This is a genomic window from Sphingobacteriia bacterium (genome assembly GCA_017304685.1).
GTDB lineage: Bacteria > Pseudomonadota > Alphaproteobacteria > Rickettsiales > 33-17 > JAFKLR01.
In genome coordinates this window covers 599,258-620,163 of the sequence record JAFKLR010000003.1, presented here as the reverse complement: position 1 = coordinate 620,163, position 20,906 = coordinate 599,258, and the positions used below count along the sequence as shown (strand labels likewise).

20 protein-coding genes are annotated in these 20,906 nt (G+C 28.8%); 10 read left to right on the top strand and 10 right to left on the bottom strand.

Translation table 11 applies throughout. The features are described 5' to 3' along the window. The first annotated feature begins 60 nt into the window (after positions 1 to 60). The 7 genes from J0H68_02940 to J0H68_02910 all read left to right on the top strand — a co-directional run bounded on the left by J0H68_02940 (position 61) and on the right by J0H68_02910 (position 9,646). Positions 61 to 1,320 (top strand): tyrosine--tRNA ligase, encoded by a 1,260-nt coding sequence (locus J0H68_02940; GenBank protein ID MBN8827645.1) that lies wholly within the window; start codon positions 61 to 63, stop codon positions 1,318 to 1,320. Between the two features lie 13 nt (positions 1,321 to 1,333). Continuing rightward, complete coding sequence (gene hflX, locus J0H68_02935; GenBank protein ID MBN8827644.1) at positions 1,334 to 2,629, top strand: GTPase HflX; 1,296 nt, start codon at positions 1,334 to 1,336, stop codon at positions 2,627 to 2,629. A 166-nt stretch (positions 2,630 to 2,795) separates the two neighbouring features. Next, the gene (locus J0H68_02930; GenBank protein ID MBN8827643.1) at positions 2,796 to 3,590 is read left to right on the top strand and encodes an ankyrin repeat domain-containing protein; all 795 of its coding nucleotides are present in this window, start codon (positions 2,796 to 2,798) and stop codon (positions 3,588 to 3,590) included. Positions 3,591 to 3,698: 108 nt separating this feature from the next. Next, positions 3,699 to 5,159 carry an NAD-dependent succinate-semialdehyde dehydrogenase gene (locus J0H68_02925; protein MBN8827642.1) on the top strand — a complete coding sequence of 487 codons (1,461 nt, stop codon included), beginning with the start codon at positions 3,699 to 3,701 and terminating at the stop codon, positions 5,157 to 5,159. A 95-nt stretch (positions 5,160 to 5,254) separates the two neighbouring features. Further along, a complete protein-coding gene (locus tag J0H68_02920) occupies positions 5,255 to 6,496 on the top strand; it encodes a hypothetical protein (GenBank protein ID MBN8827641.1) in 1,242 nt (413 codons plus the stop codon). A gap of 28 nt (positions 6,497 to 6,524) precedes the next feature. After that, on the top strand, positions 6,525 to 7,886 hold the full coding sequence (locus tag J0H68_02915) for a hypothetical protein (GenBank protein MBN8827640.1): 1,362 nt from the start codon (positions 6,525 to 6,527) through the stop codon (positions 7,884 to 7,886). 80 nt (positions 7,887 to 7,966) lie between these two features. Then, positions 7,967 to 9,646: an ABC transporter ATP-binding protein/permease gene (locus tag J0H68_02910; GenBank protein MBN8827639.1), complete on the top strand. Its 1,680-nt coding sequence runs from the start codon at positions 7,967 to 7,969 to the stop codon at positions 9,644 to 9,646. Here the strand turns inward: J0H68_02910 and J0H68_02905 are convergent. Next, positions 9,643 to 10,026, bottom strand: coding sequence for an OsmC family protein (locus J0H68_02905; GenBank protein MBN8827638.1), 384 nt, complete (start codon positions 10,024 to 10,026; stop codon positions 9,643 to 9,645). The two genes, J0H68_02910 and J0H68_02905, sit on opposite strands and share 4 nt — an antisense overlap. A gap of 81 nt (positions 10,027 to 10,107) precedes the next feature. Between J0H68_02905 and J0H68_02900 the strand changes: the two genes are divergently transcribed. Then, complete coding sequence (locus tag J0H68_02900) at positions 10,108 to 11,526, top strand: citrate/2-methylcitrate synthase (GenBank protein ID MBN8827637.1); 1,419 nt, start codon at positions 10,108 to 10,110, stop codon at positions 11,524 to 11,526. Positions 11,527 to 11,549: 23 nt separating this feature from the next. On the opposite strand, the gene J0H68_02895 is transcribed toward J0H68_02900, so the two are convergent. From J0H68_02895 to J0H68_02870, 6 genes are all read right to left on the bottom strand, one after another. Next, the gene (locus tag J0H68_02895; protein MBN8827636.1) at positions 11,550 to 11,888 is read right to left on the bottom strand and encodes a hypothetical protein; all 339 of its coding nucleotides are present in this window, start codon (positions 11,886 to 11,888) and stop codon (positions 11,550 to 11,552) included. 15 nt (positions 11,889 to 11,903) lie between these two features. Next, positions 11,904 to 12,707 carry an enoyl-ACP reductase FabI gene (gene fabI / locus J0H68_02890; protein ID MBN8827635.1) on the bottom strand — a complete coding sequence of 268 codons (804 nt, stop codon included), beginning with the start codon at positions 12,705 to 12,707 and terminating at the stop codon, positions 11,904 to 11,906. A 259-nt stretch (positions 12,708 to 12,966) separates the two neighbouring features. Beyond that, positions 12,967 to 13,476, bottom strand: coding sequence for a glycine zipper 2TM domain-containing protein (locus J0H68_02885; GenBank protein ID MBN8827634.1), 510 nt, complete (start codon positions 13,474 to 13,476; stop codon positions 12,967 to 12,969). A 72-nt stretch (positions 13,477 to 13,548) separates the two neighbouring features. Then, complete coding sequence (locus tag J0H68_02880; protein ID MBN8827633.1) at positions 13,549 to 14,418, bottom strand: flippase-like domain-containing protein; 870 nt, start codon at positions 14,416 to 14,418, stop codon at positions 13,549 to 13,551. Further along, positions 14,408 to 15,352, bottom strand: a complete 945-nt coding sequence (locus tag J0H68_02875) for a glycosyltransferase family 2 protein (GenBank protein MBN8827632.1) — start codon at positions 15,350 to 15,352, stop codon at positions 14,408 to 14,410. Before J0H68_02875 ends, J0H68_02880 begins: the two co-directional genes overlap by 11 nt. A 33-nt stretch (positions 15,353 to 15,385) precedes the next feature. Further along, complete coding sequence (locus J0H68_02870) at positions 15,386 to 16,228, bottom strand: NAD-dependent epimerase/dehydratase family protein (protein MBN8827631.1); 843 nt, start codon at positions 16,226 to 16,228, stop codon at positions 15,386 to 15,388. A gap of 109 nt (positions 16,229 to 16,337) precedes the next feature. Between J0H68_02870 and J0H68_02865 the strand changes: the two genes are divergently transcribed. Together J0H68_02865 and J0H68_02860 are read left to right on the top strand one after the other, a co-directional pair. Next, the gene (locus J0H68_02865; GenBank protein ID MBN8827630.1) at positions 16,338 to 16,916 is read left to right on the top strand and encodes a hypothetical protein; all 579 of its coding nucleotides are present in this window, start codon (positions 16,338 to 16,340) and stop codon (positions 16,914 to 16,916) included. Between the two features lie 166 nt (positions 16,917 to 17,082). After that, the gene (locus tag J0H68_02860; GenBank protein MBN8827629.1) at positions 17,083 to 17,586 is read left to right on the top strand and encodes a hypothetical protein; all 504 of its coding nucleotides are present in this window, start codon (positions 17,083 to 17,085) and stop codon (positions 17,584 to 17,586) included. On the opposite strand, the gene gatB is transcribed toward J0H68_02860, so the two are convergent. From gatB to gatC, 3 genes are read right to left on the bottom strand one after another with little or no spacing between them, the layout of a single operon-like run. After that, positions 17,583 to 19,016, bottom strand: coding sequence for an Asp-tRNA(Asn)/Glu-tRNA(Gln) amidotransferase subunit GatB (gene gatB / locus J0H68_02855; protein MBN8827628.1), 1,434 nt, complete (start codon positions 19,014 to 19,016; stop codon positions 17,583 to 17,585). The genes J0H68_02860 and gatB overlap by 4 nt on opposite strands. A 14-nt stretch (positions 19,017 to 19,030) precedes the next feature. Further along, positions 19,031 to 20,503, bottom strand: coding sequence for an Asp-tRNA(Asn)/Glu-tRNA(Gln) amidotransferase subunit GatA (gene gatA / locus J0H68_02850; GenBank protein MBN8827627.1), 1,473 nt, complete (start codon positions 20,501 to 20,503; stop codon positions 19,031 to 19,033). Next, the gene (gene gatC, locus J0H68_02845) at positions 20,503 to 20,796 is read right to left on the bottom strand and encodes an Asp-tRNA(Asn)/Glu-tRNA(Gln) amidotransferase subunit GatC (protein MBN8827626.1); all 294 of its coding nucleotides are present in this window, start codon (positions 20,794 to 20,796) and stop codon (positions 20,503 to 20,505) included. The genes gatA and gatC overlap by 1 nt, the downstream gene beginning before the upstream one ends. Positions 20,797 to 20,906: the final 110 nt, after the last annotated feature.

Genomic DNA, 20,906 nt, shown 5'->3' with positions numbered 1-20,906 from the left:
TTATAATTTTTTAAGTATAACCATTTAAATTAAATATTGCAAAAATTTTAGGATATTAAGATGGAAGACCTGAATTACACCCCAAAAAGCAGCTTTTTAAAGGAATTTATTGCACGTGGATATTTTTACCAATGTACGGATATTGAAGGACTTGATAAAAAATTTGCCTCTGAAACCATCATTGCATATAGCGGCACAGATTGTACAGGTAAATCACTGCATGTTGGGCATTTAATTCAAGTGATGGTTTTGAGGTTACTTCAGAAACATGGACATAAACCATTACCGCTTGTTGGTGGCGCTACTAGTAAAATAGGCGATCCATCATTTAAAGATAAAGCTCGTTCACTACTTTCAGAAGAGGAAATTCAAGAAAATCTTGAGGGAATAGTGCATTGCATGAAAAAGTTCATTAAATTTGGAAATGAAAAAACTGATGCAGAGCTTGTAAATAATTCTGATTGGCTTATGAAAATTGGCTATATTGAATTTTTAAGGGACTATGGGAAGCATTTTTCAGTAAACCGCATGCTTGGTATGGATAGTGTAAAAACACGTTTAGAACGCGAACAAAGCCTCTCCTTTCTTGAATTTAGCTATATGCTTCTTCAAGCAACTGATTTTGCCTATTTAAATAAACATAAAAATTGTATTTTACAAATTGGTGGCTCCGATCAGTGGAGTAATATAATTAATGGTGTCGATCTTGCTAGAAAATTAGGTCTTAAAGACTCATTCGGGCTTACTACCCCTCTTCTTACTACTGCGAGCGGAGCTAAAATGGGTAAAACAGAAGCAGGTGCTGTTTGGATTAAAGAAGATATGTTATCTCCATATGATTACTGGCAATTTTGGCGTAATACCGATGACCGCGATGTAATTAGGTTTATGAAAATGTTCACCGACCTTTCATTAGAAGAAATAGCAAGTTTAGAAAATACTGAGAAAAATATAAATAACTTAAAAGTTATTTTAGCCAATGAAGCTACAAAACTGTGTCATGGTGAAGAGGAAGCAAAAAAATCAGAAGCAATTGCTGCAAGTACATTTGGCGGAAATCGAAGCGGTGAAGGTTTACCAGAATTTGAGATTCTTCAATCTGATTTAGAGAATGGAAAAGCATTATATGAGATTATGCGTGAATCAGGTGTTGTTGAGACAGGTGCTGAAGCAAAACGTATGATTAAGTCAAATGCAGTTAAGTTAGATGATAATATAATTAATGAAGAGATGAAGAAAGTATTTACTAATGATTTTGTAAATAATAAACTAAAATTATCAGTTGGAAAAAAGAAACATATAATGTTAGTCTTAAAATAAAACGAGGTAATAAATGGCAAAAACGGACAGTGTATTTGAGCAAATTGAAAAAACTAATTGCTTAATTATACTTCCTGTCATTAAAGGAACTATTAAACCTGATCTTGTTCTTTTCAAACTTGAAGAAGCAGAAGGTCTTGCCACAACACTTGAATTAAATGTCGTTGATAAATTTATTATTTATACTAAAGAATTTAAACCTAGTACTTTAATTACAAGTGGAAAAATTGAGGAAATAAAACCTTTAATTGCACATTTTAAAGTTGGATTAGTTTATATCGATATGCCTTTAACACCAGTTCAACAAAGAAATTTAGAAAGAGCGTTAAATGCTAAAGTAATTGATAGAACTGGTATAATATTAGAAATATTTGCATCCCGCGCAAGAACTAAAGAAGGTAAATTGCAAGTAAGACTTGCGCAGCTTGATTACCAAAAATCAAGACTTGTAAGACTTTGGACTCACCTTGAAAGACAACGTGGTGGATTAGGTAAAACCGGGGGCCCTGGTGAAACTCAGCTTGAGCTTGATAAAAGGATGATTCGCGATGAAATGGCGAAAATTAAAAAACATTTAGAAAAAGTTCGTGTTACACGTGATTTACATAGAAAAAATCGCGATGCAACCCCCTATCCTATTGTAGCACTTGTTGGTTATACTAACGCTGGAAAATCAACATTATTTAATTTATTAAGTGGAGCTGGTGTTTTGGCTGAAGATAAGCTTTTTGCAACTCTTGATCCAACTATGAGGTTAATAAAACTTCCATCACGTAAAACCGTTATTCTTTCTGACACTGTTGGATTTATTGCTGATCTCCCTACTGAACTTATCGCAGCATTTAGAGCCACGTTAGAAGAAGTTGCAGAATCAACTATTATTCTTCACGTTAAAGACAGTTCTTCACCTATGTGTGAAAAACAAGAACGAGACGTTGCTGAAGTAATGAGAAGCCTTGGTTTAGTAGAGAAATGGAAAAATAATACTATCCATGTTTATAATAAAGTCGATAAACTTGATTCAACAGACGACTTACCTGAAGATGCAATAAAAATTTCAGCTTTAAAAAAGCAAGGCATTAATGAATTGCTACAGAAAATTGATGAAAAATTAATGGAAAATGATGTTAAACTTTCAATAAGTTTGCATGTCAAAGAAAGTGATAAAATATCATGGCTTTATAAGCATGCATCTATTCTAAGCGTAGAAAATATTGAAGATTCAATAACATTTGAAGTTTCTATTGATGAAGCAAATTTAATGAAATGGAATGCTATTAATTCAGATCATATAAAAACTTTGCATTAGTTTTAAACAGTATTTAATTTATATTTAATAATCATATATAAAAATTTTTTTACACTATAAATCAGTAATTTGTAGAATAAACTTGTTAACCTTTTTATTTACATTTACTAACTATTAATATATCGTTACTTCCTGCTTGATAATTAATAAAATGTTATGGTGTGTAATGGCTTTAGGAAAAAATCTTGCTTATGAATCAGATGATGATAATGAGGTGATTTATGATGAAAAAAATAGTGAATTATTAGAAGCTGTAAAAAACAACGATATTTCAAAAGTTCAAGAATTATTAAAAAATGGCGCTAACATTAATTGCAAAGCAAATGATAATTTTGGTTATGCTCCTTTACATGAAGCAACGAGTTTAGGGCTAAAAGATATGGTTATTTTTTTATTAAATAATGGCGCAGAGATTAATTCTCAAACTACTAGTGGCAAATACACTTCTTTACACCTTGCAATGGTAGCGAATAATAAAGAGATTGCTATTACATTATTAAAAGCAGGAGCTGATACTAAAATTAAAGATCACGCTTATTACACGCCTTGTGATTATATATTTTATAAAACAATTGAAGAAGAAATAAATTCTTTTAATAAAGTAACTGCAAAAGTTATAGATTCTAAAGTACCAGAAACATCTCAAATTATTTCACAGAATAATGGTTCTAATAATACTACTAATATTTATATCAAAGAAGTAAAAGTAACTATTGAAAATAATGAGAATATTAAAACAGCAGAGACTAAATGGAAAATTTTTTCAATATTTAAAGTAGCAATTACTACGGTAAGCTTAGCGTTATTTTATATTGGAATTAAATATATTTCTCCTGAAAAAATTTGGAAAGAAGCTTACAGTAATAATATTATCCCTATTTTCAATAATTCAAATGAAATATGTCAAAGGTTAATAAACGCTCCAATAAATAGAATTAAAAATTATTTTCAAATAAAATAGTATTTAATTAATCAAATAAGTAAAAGTGTAATTATTTAGTTATGCTCTTTACAATTTTTTAATTTATAATATTATTTATATATTTAATTACTTATATGGATAATAGCTATGAAACACCTTGAAATCATTAAAGAATTAAAAGAAAAAGGTTTTTTAATTGAGAAAGCCTTTGTGTCTGGCAACTGGGTTGATAGTGATGATAAAATAAAAATATTTAACCCTGCAAATGAAGAATTAATTGGCACTATTCCTAACTTAAATGCAGATATAATAATTGATGCAGTTAAAAGTGCTGATTCTGCTCAACAAGAACTTAAAAAGACATCTAAAGAATTTAGAGCTGAAATTTTAAAAAAATGGTTCGATAAATTAATTGAGAATAAAGAAGATATCGCAAAAATTATTACGCTTGAAGCTGGCAAGTCATTGCGTGAATCAAGAGCGGAAGTTGATTATGCAGCAGGTTATTTAAGTTGGTTTAGTGAAGAAGCGAAAAAGAATCATGATTATATTATTCCCTCAAATGACATATTTAAAGAACGTAAGGTAACATATTTACCAGTTGGTGTTACTGCTGCAATTACACCATGGAACTTTCCTTTAGCAATGATAACACGTAAAGCTGGTGCTGCAATTGCGGCAGGCTGTTCAATGATTATTAAACCTTCTGAATACACGCCCTTCTCCGCTCTTTTAATGTGTAAACTTGCGCTAGATTCAGGACTTCCCAAAGATATTTTACAAATTGTAACAGGTTATCCAAAAGAAATTGGCGAAGTGTTATTAACTTCTTTTGCTGTAAGAAAGCTTAGTTTTACTGGTTCTACAGCAACAGGCAAAATGTTAATGCGTGGTTCTTCTGATTCCCTTAAAAAGCTTTCAATGGAACTTGGTGGCAATGCTCCATTAATTATAAATGAAGATGCTAATATTGAAACTGCAATTACTATGATTTTAAATGGTAAATTTCGTAATAATGGCCAAAGTTGCACTGCAGTTAATCGAGTTTTAGTTAGCGATAAAATATTTAATGTATTACATGATGAATTAATAAATATAGTTAATAAAATTAAGGTTGGTGACGGTTTTGATGAAGAGAATTTTTTAGGAAGTGTTATTAATGAAGCAGCGCTCGTTCGTTTACTTAGAATTATTGAAAATGCTGTTAAGCAAGGCGCAAAAATAGCGTTAGGTGGTAACCGTATAAAGGATAAAGGATATTTTCTTGAGCCAACCATTTTAACCAATGTTCATAATGAAATGGATATAGCTCGAAACGAAATTTTTGGGCCTATTATATCTCTTCTAAAGTTTGAAAGTGAAGAAGAAGCAATTACTATAGCAAATGACACTGATTATGGTTTAGCCGGTTACATTTGTGGAGAAAATAAAGAAAGAAACCAAAAAATGGCTGAAAGGTTAAGTTTTGGTATGATCGGCATTAATGATACTCGCCTTTCTGATGCAAAAATCCCATTCGGAGGCATTAAAAACTCTGGTTTTGGTCGTGAAGGTGGTATTGAAGGTATTTTTGAATATTTAGAAACTAAATATGTAGCTGAAAAATAAGAACTTAATTGATTTATTAAAATAAAGTTAATTTTATTTTGCTTTTTAATAAATTTTAAGATATAATAACTGAAATTTATTAAAAGGATAACTATATGAAATTTGCACTTTATTTTAATGAAGTTATTTACAAGGGATTATTAAATATTTTAGGTGTAAAAAAAGATTTTTATATACTATCCACTAAAAATATAGCACCTTTAACTCCCCAGAGAATGGAAAGTTTACTTTCTACTACAAATAAAACAATTAATAAAAGTTGGTTAGAATATTTTGGAAATTTACAAAAAGATAATCAAAATTTTATATTTTCATCTAACGGACTATTTGAATTTAAAAATAAGGGAACAAATAAATTTGAAAATGTACTTTCCAAGTTTTCTCCTTTTGATGTTGATACTGAAGGCCGTATGCTTTATTTATTTTTAAAATCTCAAATTCAGCAAACTGAAAATTCTTTTGAAGAAAAACAAGAGCAGTTAAAACTGTTTATGTATACTGTCTTTAGATATAAAGAAGTTACAAAAGAGGATATTGAACGCATTATACTTAAATTCCTTAATCAAGACAGTTTCAGCATAATTAATCAACAAAGTAATGTATCTATTGAAATAGAAGATATAGTTACAATTATTAGAAGTTATGTTTATCATAATTATAATGCTTCAGAGTCAATTTATTCATGTAAAGAGGCTGGCGAACAAATAAAAAATATTAAAAGCATTTTTAAAGTTATTGAAGACACATATAAAAATGATCGAGAGAAATTAAATTTCCTTGAATGTCTTAAAAAAGAGATTAATAAAAATTTTAATTTAAAAATATTTAAAGATGAATCCTCTGTAAAACATCTAAAAAAATACTCTAATCTTTTAAAACATCAAAGATATCAATTAGAGCATGAAATTGATATTAAAGATGATCTTTTCCTTTCAGGAGAAGAGAATTATGATCGTATTAATGACAAAAAGAGAACTCAAGTTAGCTTTATTAAGCATTTAGCAGAAAATCCACAAATTGCTAAAAAAGCATTATTTGCTAATTTTGTTAAAAATACTTTAGATAAAAACATTTTAAATTATAGAGATATTGGTCTTTTAGTTGGAGCTATTATCACTATAATAGGTAGTTTAATTGGAATCCCTTTAGTTTATAAAAATGTCATTAGGTTTAAAACATTATTTAAAACAATTGCTGCAACAACAGTGGTAACTAATTTAGGTGTTAATATTAATGATGCTTATACTATATATAAAAATCATATGAAGGACATTAAAAACATGCGCACTGAAATTCAAAATCAGCAAGCTCAAATTGCTAACGAAAATCAATTATAATTCTATAATTTATGAAAAGGATAACTATATGAAATTTGCATATTATTTTAATGAAGTGATTTATAAGGGATTATTAAATGTTTTAGGAGTTAAAAGTTACTTCCATAATTTAGCACCTAAAAATGTTTTAGCACCTGAACAAGTTAAGGAACTTGTTTTTAATACAAAAATTAATCAATCATGGGTGGATGAAATTGTAGATCAAACTCCAGAAGGTAATGATGAATCAAAACCTTTAATTATGGAAGAAGATGTAATTAAACTAAAACAGGGTAAAAGCCTGCAAGATATAGCTAATTTTTCTCTTTTTGATTTAGATAGTAATGGATGTATGCTTTATTCTTTTATAAAAACACAGGGCTTAGACTACGATAATTTAATTAATGATGAAGAAAATAAATTGAGAAAAGATTGTAAAGAAGCACAAAAAATCTTTAAAGCAGCAGAAAAAGAGTTTAAACCAAATGCACAATGGGGTATCGTTCCTGGTTCAAATAAAGAAAAAAAGCGAAATAATTACAATGAAGCCAAAAATAAGTTAACAATTTCACAAAATCAATTGTCCACGTTAATAAGAGAAAAAAAAGAAAAACTTTTTGGAAATAAGGTGATTTCTAATGAAGATTTAAAAATACTTATCCTAAAATATTTAAATAACGGATCTTACAATGTTAATGGTACCGATATAAACATTAGCATTGAACTCAAAGATTTATCAGAAATTATTGAGTTATTTTGTTGCCAGACTGAAATTACTAATCCTACGAAAGAATTTAAAAACATTTTTAAGCAAATTGAATATCACTATAGAAATGATAAGAAAAAATTATCTTTAATTAGTGATTTAAAAATCGCTCTTATGACATGCAGTTTTATAACAGAAAATATTTCATATACTTCTAAATTCAATAATATGTTAGAATATCAAAAATATAAGCTTTATAAGATTCATACTTCAACTGGTGAGCGTAATACTGATAATGAAAATGTTGAGAACAGATATTATAAAGATATGGTAAAAAACCCTAAAATAACTAAAAAAGTTATATTTGCAAATAGGGTGAAAAATTTCTTAGATAATACAATTTTTCTTTATAGTAATTTGCCAGGATTTATTTTATCAATAATTAAAGGTCATACACCTAAAATTTTAACAATAGCCTTATTAACAGTTGTTAATAAAGCTATTGGATCACCTATAAAAGTTAATACTAAATTACTAGGTAAACATTTACTTAAAGCTGGCGCAACCTCAATAGGCTTAGGTGGGTTAACTTTTATTACAATGGCGACTCATGATGATTATAAACATGAAACTAGACAAATAGAAAATAAGCGCGCTGAAATTGAAAAACAAAAGAAACAACCCGTAAACGCTCCGGAACTTTAATTATAATTATCAAATTTGTTGACTAACAACTTCGCATAATCTTAAATATATCCAATTATAAACATAATTGGATATATTTAATGCAAATCATCAAAAACGCCTGGGATTTAGGAAAAGATTTCTTTATTAAAAGTGAATATAAAAAAAAGGCTATAGCGCTTTTTATAACCTCCATAATTTTAGAATTAGTTATGGTATATTTTAATGTTATTCTAAATGAGTGGAATAATGATTTTTACACTTCCCTTCAAGAATATAATAAAGACGGTATTTACAAAGCTCTTGGCACATTTTTTATAATCGTATTTTTTTATATCCTAGTTTTTGTTTCAAAATATGTTTTTCAAAGTATTCTTACAATTGAATGGCGTAAGTGGATGACACAGGATTACATAAATAAATGGACCAATAATGATGCTTACTATGGTACTAATAATTTATTTAGAGCAAAAAATGACAACCCAGATCAAAGGATAAGCGAAGATATAAGCTATTTTATTGATTATACTTTATCTCTTACGTTAGGGTTATTAAATAGTATCGTGTCATTAATTAGCTTTGTTACAATTCTTTGGACATTATCTGGTGTATTGAAATTTACTCTCTTAGACACTAATTTTGCTATTAAGGGTTATTTAGTGTGGCTTTCTGTTATTTATGCTGGAATTGGAACAGTTGTTGCATATAGAATTGGTCGAGATTTACCACTTATTGATTATTTACAAGAACAAAAAGAAGCTTCTTTCCGCTTTCGCATGATGCGTTTTAGAGAAAATAGTGAAAACATTGCTTTTTATAAAGGTGTTTTATTTGAAAAAGGCGTGTTTAAACTTGCAATAGACAAGATCGTAGATAATTTCTACATATACATGCATATAAATAAAAGATTAAGCATATGGACAAATTTATATAATAATATGACTACTGTAGTTCCAATTCTTGCAGCCTGCCCTCGCTATTTCAAAAAAGAAATTACACTTGGAAAAGTAATGCAAATTTATGGCGCTTTTAGAGAAGTACACACTGCGTTATCATTTTTAGTTAATAGTTTTCGCTCAATCGCAGCATACAAAGCAGTTATAATACGTTTAACTGAGTTTAATGCAAACATTGAAAATTGGCATCAAACTTCTCAAACTAAAGCTATTGCAATTACTAATGAGGGCGATCAATTAAGTTTAAATAATTTAAATATACAAACTCCTTTTGGTAAAAGCTTAATAATTAATTTAAACGTTACATTTAAGCATAGTGAAAGTTACATTATTACTGGGAAAAATGGTGCAGGTAAAAGTACTTTACTTAGAGCAATACGTGGACTTTGGCCTTTCGGAAGCGGAGAAATTAATATTCCATCTGATAAAAATATTTTTTATATTCCGCAAAGAACCTATATGCCTTTTGGTACTCTAGCAGAAGTTATTTTTTATCCTAAAACTTGTTTAACTGAAAACGATAAAGATTATATAAAAAGCTTAATGAAAACAGCTCGAATAGATTACTTAAGCGATAGATTGGATGAAGAAGAAAATTGGGGAATAATTTTAAGTTTAGGTGAACAGCAAAAAATCGCCTTGATTAGAGCAATTTTATCTCTTCCTGATATTTTAATAATGGATGAAAGTACAAATGCATTAAATGAAGAAGATGAAGAAATATTCTTTAAGCTTCTTAAAGAAAAATTACCTAAAGCAACTATCATAACAATTGGCCATAAATCAGCTTTAAAGCAATATTTTAATAATGAAGTAAAGGTTTAGTCTTTTAGGTAGCTTGTAATAATACTAGGTTTTTCTAATAATTTATGAACAGGGCATTTATTCGCTATTTCAAGCAATTTTTGCCTTTGTTCTTCATTTAAATTTCCCTTTAAATTTATAATCCTAGAAAATTTTACTTCATTCCCCTTCTCATCTTCGATATCGATCTCAACATCCGCAGATTCTAAATTCCATTGCTTACGGTCGGCATACATTTGAAGAGTTATTGAAGTACATGCAGCAAGTGCGGCTTTAACTAATTCATGTGGATCCATTCCTAAATCGAGGCCGTTTAAGGAATTATCTACATCAATAGTTAACTCATGATTTCTTGATTTTGCAATTACTGTATATTGTTTTAATCGCGTTACATTTACCATTCCTTAATCTCTTTAATTTAATATTTTTATTTAAATATATATAAAAAATATTGATAAGCAAAAATTTTTGTAATTTAATTAATGCTTAAATTAATTTTAAATACTCAATTTATGCTTGATCAAAAATATCATCAAAGATTACAAGAGTTAAAGAAAACTTCAACAAATTCTTCAATTAATAAAAAACTAGCAAACCTTGAAAAAATATTATTTTTACTTGGTAAAAATAATAATTATCAAAACCCTGCTACAATGCCCTCTACAAATTGCATTTTATTTGAGGGAAAAGAAATAATAAAGAATATGGATTTAGAAGATTGCGTAAATAATAAATTTGAAGAAATTGCAGCCGCTCTTTTCTTAAATAATGATCTTGATAATATTAGGAGCAATCAAAGCTTACTTAATCTTTCTCAAAAAATAATAAATGATTTTTGTAGTTATAGAGGTAATATTTTTGAAAATGCAATTGCTATTAATCCTGTAACTGAAGAAAAAACTTCAACTAATCTATTTAATACTTCTTTTATAAGATCATTTAATACATCTTTTAAATATGATTTTAAAGAAATTCAAATTAACAATAAATCTTGGAATTCTTTAGCTAATGCAAGTAGTGAACTTTTTGCAAAAGTATTATTTCATTTTACTGAAATTTATAGGAGAAAATTTTGTCATATTAAAATTGATTATAATAAAAAATTTGAAACATTTGCTGAGCTTTTTTATTATCGTTTAAAAGGAAAAACTTGTACACAATCAGATAAAAACTTAATAAATGCCTGGTTTATTTGCTTAATAGAACATGGATTTAGTAATAGTGTGGATGCAGGAATTAGGGTAGCATCAGCGCATGAAATAACTAAGAGATTTAAGGAAGAACCTTTAGATGCACTTTTTGCTTCAATTATGGGAGAAAGCCATGGTGGAGCAATGGTTCATATCATAAAAAATTTAGATAAAATTGCTGAAGTTTTAACTTCCACTTCTAATAATTTAGAGCATATCAAAACTTCGTTAGATAATATTTTGAACAACTCAAAGGTAATCCATGGTTTTGGACATCGAGTTTACAAAGAATTAGATGGACGAGTTAAAGTATTACTAAAATACATATTAGAACATCCTAATAGCTCCTCTTCTCCTCGCTTAAAAGCTGCTAAATTCTTAATTGAACATGTAAAAAAAGTACCAGCAAATGTAGATTTATTAAATCCAGTTGTGGGTGAAATCTTAGGGATACAAGATGAAGCCTTAATACCATTATTTGGAAGTATTCTTGTTGTATCACTTTATAGTTATATTTCTAAAAGAGTTATTGAACAAAATAATAGACTACTTAGGGACAATCATATTAATGATTCTAAAGCTATAGATAATTATATTGAAAAATTATTTATAGAGATTGAAAATGAGATTAAAAATACTATTCATATAAGTTCTGAAAGAGAAAAATATGAAAAATCTCAAAAAGAAACAGTTTTAATGGCTAAATTATAAAGTAAATTAGCCATTAAAAAAATTTAACTAAAGTACCCATTCATAATTTCTTGCAAAACATCCTGTGTCACATATTCTACATCAAATTTAATTTCAGAGTTATAAATATTTAGCGCACAGCCTTCATTAACATAAATATGTTTTCCTGATTCAAGGGTAGAAGAAAAAATACTTAGACTTTTAGAATTAAATGCTAAAATATCATCTGATTGTACTAAAGTATTTCTAATAATTATATTATCGGCTTCAAGAGCAAAACACTTCAAAGCTTTTACAGTACTTTCTTTTATATTAACGTCTTCTTGTGGAACGCTAATTTTATATTTATCACCCACTAACGTTGCTTGCGTGTATTCTGTCATAAAAAAACCTCTTAATTATTCGCCATTCATTATTACAGTAATATCCGGCGCATCAATCGCCTTCATCCCCACCACATGATACCCACTATCAACATGTAATATTTCACCTGTTGTCCCAGTACTTAAATCACTTAATAAATATAATCCAGCACCACCTACTTCTTGAATAGTAGTATTTCTTTTTAAAGGAGCATTATATTCATTCCACTTTAAAATATATCTGAAATCACCAATACCAGAAGCAGCTAATGTTTTTATTGGCCCTGCTGATATTGCATTTACACGTATATTTTCTCTTCCAAGATCTGCTGCTAAATATTGTACACTTGTTTCTAAAGCAGCTTTAGCAATACCCATAACATTATAATGTGGCATTACTTTTTCAGCACCATAATATGTTAGAGTCAGCATACTCCCGCCATCTTTCATTAATTCGCGAGCTTTACGAGCAACAGCCGTAAATGAGTATACTGAAATATGCATGGTATTAAGGAAATTTTCTAATGATGTATCAACGTATTGACCTTTTAATTCTTCTTTGTCAGAAAATGCTATTGCATGAACTATAAAGTCAATTTTACCCCATTTTTTTTCAATTAGTTTGAATGCTTCATCAATTGAAGCTTGATCTTTTACATCACAAGGAATTAATGTATTTGAATCAGTTAAAGTGGCTAATTTTTCAACTCTTTTAAGTAATGCTTCACCTTGATATGTATAAGCTATTTCAGCACCCTGCGCATGTAAAGCTTGAGCAATACCCCATGCTATGGATTTATCATTAGCGACTCCCATGATAAGGCCTTTTTTACCTTTCATTATGGTACCTGTAATAGGCTCTTTTAAACCCTCGCTTATAAATGCTTCATTCATCTTTATATCCTTAAATTATATTTTCTCTGCAGTAATTAATATAAAATTTCTTAAAGAAAATCAAACTTTTAGTTAAGAAGATTGTAAAATAATTGTAAGGAATACAAAAATAACATTAAAAGAAATCAATTTTAGTGTTTAAATAAAAATAAGCTCTATAAAAGTATAGAGCTTATTTTTAGGCTTGTTTATAGTATTTGTTATTCTACTCTTGAATTTCCCAGCTACCGTCTTCTTGACGACAAGCAGTACCATAAGCGCTCTGTTCCTTACCACCTATTACGATTTTTTGATTATATTCGCGGCAATATTTTCCAGATTTTTTATAAGTTCTTGTTGGTGTCACATAACCACGTGCATGCGTATCTGGATCGGTCCATTCTCTTGTTTCACCAAGTGGTACAGTTTCAAGTGTGGTTTGTGTAGTCCTGTAATGATATTCGCGATCTCTAGGCTCAAGGTTTTCACCGAGCCAGCTTCCAAATGCAGCTCCACCTAAAGCACCAACAGCAGCACCAACCATTCTACCTTTACCTTTACCGATATTTGACCCTAAAATTCCACCACCAATTGCTCCCATTAAAGAAGCTGCATCTTGGCGATTAAATCCTCTTCCATTTTCACATCCAGTAGTAGATAATAAAGTTGTAGAAAGAAGGGTTACGATTGTAACTTTGGATAATATTTTATTAATTTTATTTTTAGCTTTAACCATTTTTAAACTCTCCGTAAAAGTTAGTAAATAACTCCATATTTCCTTGATAACATAATTTTATTCAATAGACAATTAGTTTAAATCCTTGACTTTGATAACTCCTTGAATTGCAAATAAAGAAGAAATTAATGAAATTATATAAAAAATTATTGACGCGGTTATTGCAAGTTCTGAATCAATATATAGATATTTAGAAGTAATATAGAAAGTAACTTCTCTTATACCAAGCCCACCGACAGATACTGGGATAATAATCATTACCGAACTTAAAAAGAAAGCAAACATATAACTTTTAATATCAATATTAGGGTTAATATCAAGTAATATTACTATAAAAGCTATGCCGCAGCACAATTGAACTAAAAGAGAGTAAAAGAATGATCTAAAAGAAATATTAGTAGTTTCGTCTAATAATTTAAAAGTTATTATTCTATATAAAATTACATTTATTATAAGACCAACACAGGACATTAATATAATTAAATTTTGTGGAATTTTTAATTTTATATTTATAAAAGACAAAAAAAGAAGTACTAAAAAAGCCAAAGAAAGCATTCCGCTTCCGCGATCAGAAAACACTAATTTAATTGCTGTTTTGCTAGGTAATTTGTATGTATTTATGAAAGAATATAGTTTAAATCCTTCACCTCCAATACCGCCAGGAAGAAAATTACTAAAAAAACTACATTTGTAACCCAGAAGTAATAATTTTGAAATTTTTTCTTTAATATTTCTAAATTTTAAATACCCTTTTAAACGATAAGCACTAAAAACATATGATAAATTAAGAAATACAAATGAAATGAAAAGGTTGATAAAACTTATTTTATTTAAATAAAGCGTTATTTCTTTCCAATCAAGTTTAGTATATAGGTAATATCCAGCTACACTTATTAGCAATAATTTAAGGATAATAAATACTTTCTTTTTATTAAGCGTCATTATCAAACTTGCCTAATTTCCTTGCTATTTCATACGGTTTCTTATTTTGAGATTCATAATATGTTCTCATAACAAGTTCTGCTAAAAAACCTGTAGTAATTAACTGTAATGAAGCTATTACAAGAATAATGAACAAATAAAATAAAGGTTTATCTGTAATAGATTGACCAATAATTTTTAGAAAGAATAAATAAATGGCAATTAAAAATGATATTGAAAGAGAACCTACCCCTAAAGTTCCAAAGAGATGCATAGGCTTTTGACGATATTTAAGCATAAACATCATTAAGAACAAATCACTTACCACCTTCATTGTTCTACCAATACCATATTTAGATTTACCAAATTGTCTTGAATGATGCTTAACATCAACTTCTAAAATTTTTCCACCCTTCATATGGGCTAAGATAGGAATAAATCTATGTAATTCACCGTATAAGTCTAATTTTACAGCTAAATCGCGTTTAAAAACTTTTAAAGTGCAACCATAATCTTTTAAATCAACACCACTAATTTTCCTAATTATAAAATTAGCAACTTTACTTGGAAATTTTCTAAGTAGTGCGCCATCACGTCTGTTGGCTCTTCTACCTGCAACCATATCAACTTTATTAGTAATTAATTTATCTAACATCATTGGAATATCTGAAGGGTCATTTTGTAAATCACCATCAAGCGTAACTATATATTCACCATTTGCACTTGCAATCCCTGCAGCCATCGCTGAGGTTTGGCCAAAATTTCTAGATAACTGAATTAACTTTGTTTTTTGATCTAAATGAGATTCTACTTCTTCAATAGTTCCATCTATTGAACCATCATCTACAAATATAATTTCATAATCATACTTATTTAAATTGGATTTTAAAGCTTCTATCATAGGCTTAATATTTTCACGCTCATTATATATAGGTACTACAACTGAAAGCATCATTTATCTTTTCCTCATTATTTTCTTAGATATTTATTATTTTTGATATAGTTTTAAAATTTCATCAAATCCATGCTGATAGCTTGGGTATTTCAATTTAATATTTAAAATTTCTTTTATTTTATTATTATTTACTTTCTTACTTGAATTAAAAAAGTGTTTTAACATATCATTTAAAGCAATTTCATTAAAGTTATAAATTTCCGGGGTAGTTTTGTTTAACTTCTGAATTAAATATAAATATGGCTCTTCGGGTGAAGTTGGTAAATCATCTGCTAAATTATAAATTTCAGTTTTGTAATTTGCCATGGTTTTTAAAATAATATTTGCAATATCTTCTACATGAATTCTACTAAAATATTGCCCCTCTTTTTTAATAATTTTATAGTTATCATTAATAACTTTTTCTACAATCGAGCGATTAGGTCCGTAAATACCTGCTACTCTAAAAATATTTATAGAAAGATTAGCATTATGTTTACCAAATTCTAGCCATTGGTTTTCAGCTTTAATTCTGTTTAGTGATAGTACATCATTAGCTCTTAATTCTGAAGTTTCATCAACCCAGTTACCTTGATAATCACCATATACTCCAGTTGTAGAAATATATCCAATCCATTTAAGTTTTTTAGCTTCATTCATTATTTGTTTGTTATAATATTCATATACTAAATCTCCATCCTGATCAGGAGGAATAGTGATTAATATATGAGTTACTTCACTAAAATCTAAATTTTCTACTTCTGTCGGTGGATTAAAAACAAACCCATTTTCGTTAGTTCCAGTATTAGAACCATCAACTTTAAAATTATCAGGTAAAATTTTAGCTAAGTATTTAGCAGTGTAACCAAAACCAAATATTCTAAGAAAATTATTCATAGGTAAAACTATAAGATTAATATAATTTATAATTACATTAATTTACATTTTTTTTAAATGAAATATTTTTATATGTATAAATTATATTAATAACCTAAATAGGTAAAATATGACAAAACGTAAATCGGAAGCTCACGAAGTCACAGAAGTTAAATATAAAAAAACTAAAACAGGATCAGAAGAAAATAAAACTTACAATCAAAAAAAACGTAAGGCGGAAAATAAAGATAATAAAGAGCATATCCAAAAAAAATTTAAAGGAAATGAAACTATTTTTAGCCTTCCCTTATCTAATAATTTTAATAATACAAATCTTTCCCCTAATGAATTTTCTACTTTAACAAATAAGATAGAGAAAAATACTGAAATATTAGGGCAGTTTTTAAATAAACTTGTGAATAGCTTCAATTCATTAAAAATTTACTTAAAAGAAGAGATTAACAAAGGTATTGGGAGTGTTATTACTAACATTAGACCTACTCCAATTAGAAGAGTTTCTTCTCTTCCTAATATAAATCTTCAAGCTAATTCTACTGAAAAAAAAGAGGAAGGAGAACCTAATAGAGCTAATTTTATAAGCATTAAATCTCAAACCTCTTATAGAGAAACTATTGAAATTATAAAAGCTGAAAAAGATGAAATGAAATTATTAACAGATCTTATTAAGAGTATAAAAATTGATATATAAGAAGAAAATAAACCGAGAGTTATAAATTTTCATAATATAAGTAATACGTCATTATATAAGTTTGGTAGTTAACATATCTATATATATAATATTAAACTATATTTACAAAAGGTAAAAAATTTAATATTATATATTAATTAAATATTAACTAAACAATATTAATTATATGTTAATCTCAAATTTTAGACAGAATCTTGAACAACAAAAAGTATTAGTAGGAAAAGAAATTAATTTAACCAAGCTATTACAGAGTTCAAAAAATTCTATTTTTATTTTTAATATACCAACTAAGAACTTTAACCATTATTCCCAAGAATTAATCCTAAAGGAAAACAAATTTATTGAAAAATTTGGCAATCTATTTAATGATTTTCTTGATAAAGTTGATAAATATACTCACTTAAAGCTTAATGAAAAATGTTCTTTACGTCCTCTAATATTTAAATACCTTCCTACTGAAATTATTTTATTAATATTAGAACTTAAAAAACAAAAACTAAGTGTTACCAATGAAAATTTCTTAATTGTAACCTGTATTCTTATGAAGTTTATTCATTGTTTAAATAATAAAAAACATATAATAAAAGATACATGCGAGAATTACAGGTTAAATTATAATACCTCAGATTTTACCGATAGAAAACTAACTTCATTTGAAGTAATTCTTTAAGATAATTTATCTTTAAGAATTTTATTTACTATGTCTGGGTTAACTTTGCCACCTGAAGCTTTCATTACTTGACCAACAAAAAAACCAAATAACTTATCTTTTCCAGATTTATATTCAGCTACTTTGTCTTGATTTGAAGCGAGCACTTCATCAATAACCTTTTCAATTTCACCGGTATCAGTAACTTGCTTTAAATTTTCTGTCTCAACAATTTCTTCTGCATCTCTTCCTGTTTCAAACATTATATCAATAACTTGCTTCGCAATTTTGCCTGAAATAACATCAGTAGCCATTAATTTAATTAATTTTGCAAAGGATTTAGCAGAAATTTTCGAATCAGTAATTTCAATACCAGCTTTATTAAGTCTCCCAAAGAGTTCAGCCATAATCCAATTTGCTGCAAGTTTTGGCTCATTTACTTCTTTAATAACTTCTTCAAAATAATCAGCAAAGGTTTTATCTGAAGTTAAAACTTCAGCATCATATTCAGTTAATCCTAATTGTTCTGTATATCTCTTAACTTTTTGATCAGGTAATTCAGGTAAACTTTTACGTAAGTTTTCGATATAATCGCTAGTTAGTTTTATAGGTAATAAATCAGGGTCAGGGAAATAACGGTAATCAAGCGCATCTTCTTTAGAACGCATTGTACGAGTTTCGCCAGTAGTCGTATCAAACAATCTTGTTTCTTGGTCTATTGTTCCCCCAGATTCAATTACTTGAATTTGTCTTTCTGCTTCATACTCAATTGCTTTCATAATAAAACGAATTGAGTTCAGGTTTTTAATTTCACAACGTGTGCCTAAAGGTGCTCCTTTTTTACGGACAGAAACGTTAGCATCACATCTTAATGAGCCTTTTTCCATATCACCGTCACATGTACCAAGATAACGAAGTATAGCTCTAAGTTTTTTCATATATTCTGCAGCTTCTTCAGCCGATCTCATGTCGGGTTCAGAAACTATTTCCATTAAAGCCACCCCCGCTCTATTTAAGTCAATAAAAGTATGGCGCGGGCTTTGATCATGTAAACTTTTTCCAGCATCTTGCTCTAAATGGATATGATGAATTCCAACTTTTTTATGACTGCCATCATTAAGCCTAATATTTATATATCCTTTATCAACAATTGGCTTAAAAAATTGAGTGATTTGATACCCTTGAGGTAAATCCGGGTAAAAGTAATTCTTACGATCAAATCTAGATTCAAGATTAATTTCTGCATTTAACCCTAATCCTGTTTTTACCGCTTGCTCAACACAAAATTTATTTAACTTAGGTAACATACCAGGCATTGCTGCATCGATAAAAGAAACCTGAGAATTTGGTTCTGCTCCAAATTTAGTTGAAGCGCTTGAAAATAATTTTGCATTTGAGGTAACTTGAGCGTGAACTTCAAGACCTATTACTATTTCCCATTCAGAATTCATTTACGTACCTTAGTTTATATTGTATTTGGTTTATATTTGAAATTTGCTGCCTTTTCTAAAGCTAAACTAGCTTTAATTAGAGTTTCTTCATCTAAGTGTTTTGCAATTAACTGTAATCCTAAAGGTAATCCATTATTACTTAAAGTAGCAGGTATAGAAACACATGGAAGTCCAGCGAGACTTGCAGGTATTGTATACACGTCATTTAAATACATGCTTACAGGATCGAGCTTAGCATCCATACTGAAAGCTGCGGATAAAGCAGTTGGTGTAAGGATAACATCAACTTTGCTAAATGCTTCTTTAAAATCCTGAATTACAAGAGTTCTAACCTTTTGAGCTTTTTGAAAATAACTACTTATTTTTTCAGAAGAAAGCACAAATGTTCCTACTAATATACGCCTTTGAACCTCTTCACCAAAACCTTCAGCCCTTGTTAATTCGTATAAATCATTAATATTTTGAACAGTTTCACTTGTTCTATGTCCATATCTAACACCATCATAACGCGCTAAATTCGTTGAAGCTTCTGCTGGAGCTACTATGTAATATACTGGTAATGCGTATCTTGTATGCGGTAAAGATATTTCAACTATTTCTGCACCATGTTGTCTTAACCAATCAGCACCTTGTTGCCATAAATCGGTAATTTCTTTAGCTACCATATCATTATGATATTCTTTCGGAATTCCAACTCTTAAGCCTTTTAACTCTGAATATTGAATTTGTGATAATCTAGGTACAGGGTTATTTAATACAGTTGAATCAAATTCGTCACTTCCCATAATTGCTTCCAATGCTAAAGCTGCATCGCTCACAGTACGAGTAAATACGCCAGCTTGGTCAAGAGAACTTGAATACGCTATCATTCCATAGCGAGAGCATCTTCCATAACTCGGTTTAATACCTACACTTCCTGTAAAAGAAGCAGGTTGGCGAATTGAACCACCTGTATCACTTCCAAGAGCTGCCATAGCCATTCTTGAAGAAACAGCGATTGCGGAACCACCTGATGATCCACCCGGTACTAATTTCTCATTAGGATTTGATTGTCCTCTCCACGGGTTTTCACAAGGCCCAAAACAGCTGGTTAAATTAGATGATCCCATAGCAGTATCATCCATATTTGTTTTACCAAGCATTATAGCACCATTTTCAAAAAACTTTGCGCTAACCGTTGACTCGTATTGTGGAACATAATTTTTCAAAATGTTAGAACATGCAGTAGTTCTAACATTTTCTGTACAAAATAAATCTTTAACAGCAACTGGTATGCCTTCAAGTAATCTTGGGTTTCCACTTGTAATTTTTTGTTGAGAAACTTCTGCTTTATTAAATGCTTGTTCAAAGGTTTCTAACACAAATGCGTTAAGGTTTTTTAATTTTTCTGCTTGTTTAATGTGAGCTTCAATTAATTCTTTTACAGAAATTTCCTTTTTTAAAAGCTTTTCTTTAGCTTCAACTATGGTTAAATCTATTAAACTCATTATTCTATTACCTTTGGTACTGTGAAACAATCAAATTCTGCGCTTGGAGCATTTTTAAGTATTTTATCCGTGATATTTCCTTCTTTAACTATATCTTCTCTCATTGGTTGAGTAGTTTCTATAACATTAATAGTTACTGGAACATTTGAAACGTCTAAAGGTTGCAATTCATCAATTACAGTAAAAATGCTTGATAATTCCTTTGCTAATTTTTGAGCATGCTCATCATTTCTTATTCTTATACGAGCAAGTTTAGCTATTTTATAAACTTCTTTTTCACTAATATTTGACATATTTTTTACCATTTTTTTGGGATAACTACACTATCAAGTTTTTTAAATTAAGTCAAGTTTTAACTTAATTTTCATTAATATAGGTATTGCACATAAAAAATATTTATGTT

Excerpts from the sequence above, each read along its gene's own strand:
- J0H68_02940 (MBN8827645.1), top strand. The coding sequence starts at position 61 with ATGGAAGACCTGAATTACACCCCAAAAAGCAGCTTTTTAAAGGAATTT.
- hflX (MBN8827644.1), top strand. The coding sequence starts at position 1,334 with ATGGCAAAAACGGACAGTGTATTTGAGCAAATTGAAAAAACTAATTGC.
- J0H68_02930 (MBN8827643.1), top strand. The coding sequence starts at position 2,796 with ATGGCTTTAGGAAAAAATCTTGCTTATGAATCAGATGATGATAATGAG.
- J0H68_02925 (MBN8827642.1), top strand. The coding sequence starts at position 3,699 with ATGAAACACCTTGAAATCATTAAAGAATTAAAAGAAAAAGGTTTTTTA.
- J0H68_02920 (MBN8827641.1), top strand. The coding sequence starts at position 5,255 with ATGAAATTTGCACTTTATTTTAATGAAGTTATTTACAAGGGATTATTA.
- J0H68_02915 (MBN8827640.1), top strand. The coding sequence starts at position 6,525 with ATGAAATTTGCATATTATTTTAATGAAGTGATTTATAAGGGATTATTA.
- J0H68_02910 (MBN8827639.1), top strand. The coding sequence starts at position 7,967 with ATGCAAATCATCAAAAACGCCTGGGATTTAGGAAAAGATTTCTTTATT.
- J0H68_02905 (MBN8827638.1), bottom strand. The coding sequence starts at position 10,026 with ATGGTAAATGTAACGCGATTAAAACAATATACAGTAATTGCAAAATCA.
- J0H68_02900 (MBN8827637.1), top strand. The coding sequence starts at position 10,108 with ATGCTTAAATTAATTTTAAATACTCAATTTATGCTTGATCAAAAATAT.
- J0H68_02895 (MBN8827636.1), bottom strand. The coding sequence starts at position 11,888 with ATGACAGAATACACGCAAGCAACGTTAGTGGGTGATAAATATAAAATT.
- fabI (MBN8827635.1), bottom strand. The coding sequence starts at position 12,707 with ATGAAAGGTAAAAAAGGCCTTATCATGGGAGTCGCTAATGATAAATCC.
- J0H68_02885 (MBN8827634.1), bottom strand. The coding sequence starts at position 13,476 with ATGGTTAAAGCTAAAAATAAAATTAATAAAATATTATCCAAAGTTACA.
- J0H68_02880 (MBN8827633.1), bottom strand. The coding sequence starts at position 14,418 with ATGACGCTTAATAAAAAGAAAGTATTTATTATCCTTAAATTATTGCTA.
- J0H68_02875 (MBN8827632.1), bottom strand. The coding sequence starts at position 15,352 with ATGATGCTTTCAGTTGTAGTACCTATATATAATGAGCGTGAAAATATT.
- J0H68_02870 (MBN8827631.1), bottom strand. The coding sequence starts at position 16,228 with ATGAATAATTTTCTTAGAATATTTGGTTTTGGTTACACTGCTAAATAC.
- J0H68_02865 (MBN8827630.1), top strand. The coding sequence starts at position 16,338 with ATGACAAAACGTAAATCGGAAGCTCACGAAGTCACAGAAGTTAAATAT.
- J0H68_02860 (MBN8827629.1), top strand. The coding sequence starts at position 17,083 with ATGTTAATCTCAAATTTTAGACAGAATCTTGAACAACAAAAAGTATTA.
- gatB (MBN8827628.1), bottom strand. The coding sequence starts at position 19,016 with ATGAATTCTGAATGGGAAATAGTAATAGGTCTTGAAGTTCACGCTCAA.
- gatA (MBN8827627.1), bottom strand. The coding sequence starts at position 20,503 with ATGAGTTTAATAGATTTAACCATAGTTGAAGCTAAAGAAAAGCTTTTA.
- gatC (MBN8827626.1), bottom strand. The coding sequence starts at position 20,796 with ATGTCAAATATTAGTGAAAAAGAAGTTTATAAAATAGCTAAACTTGCT.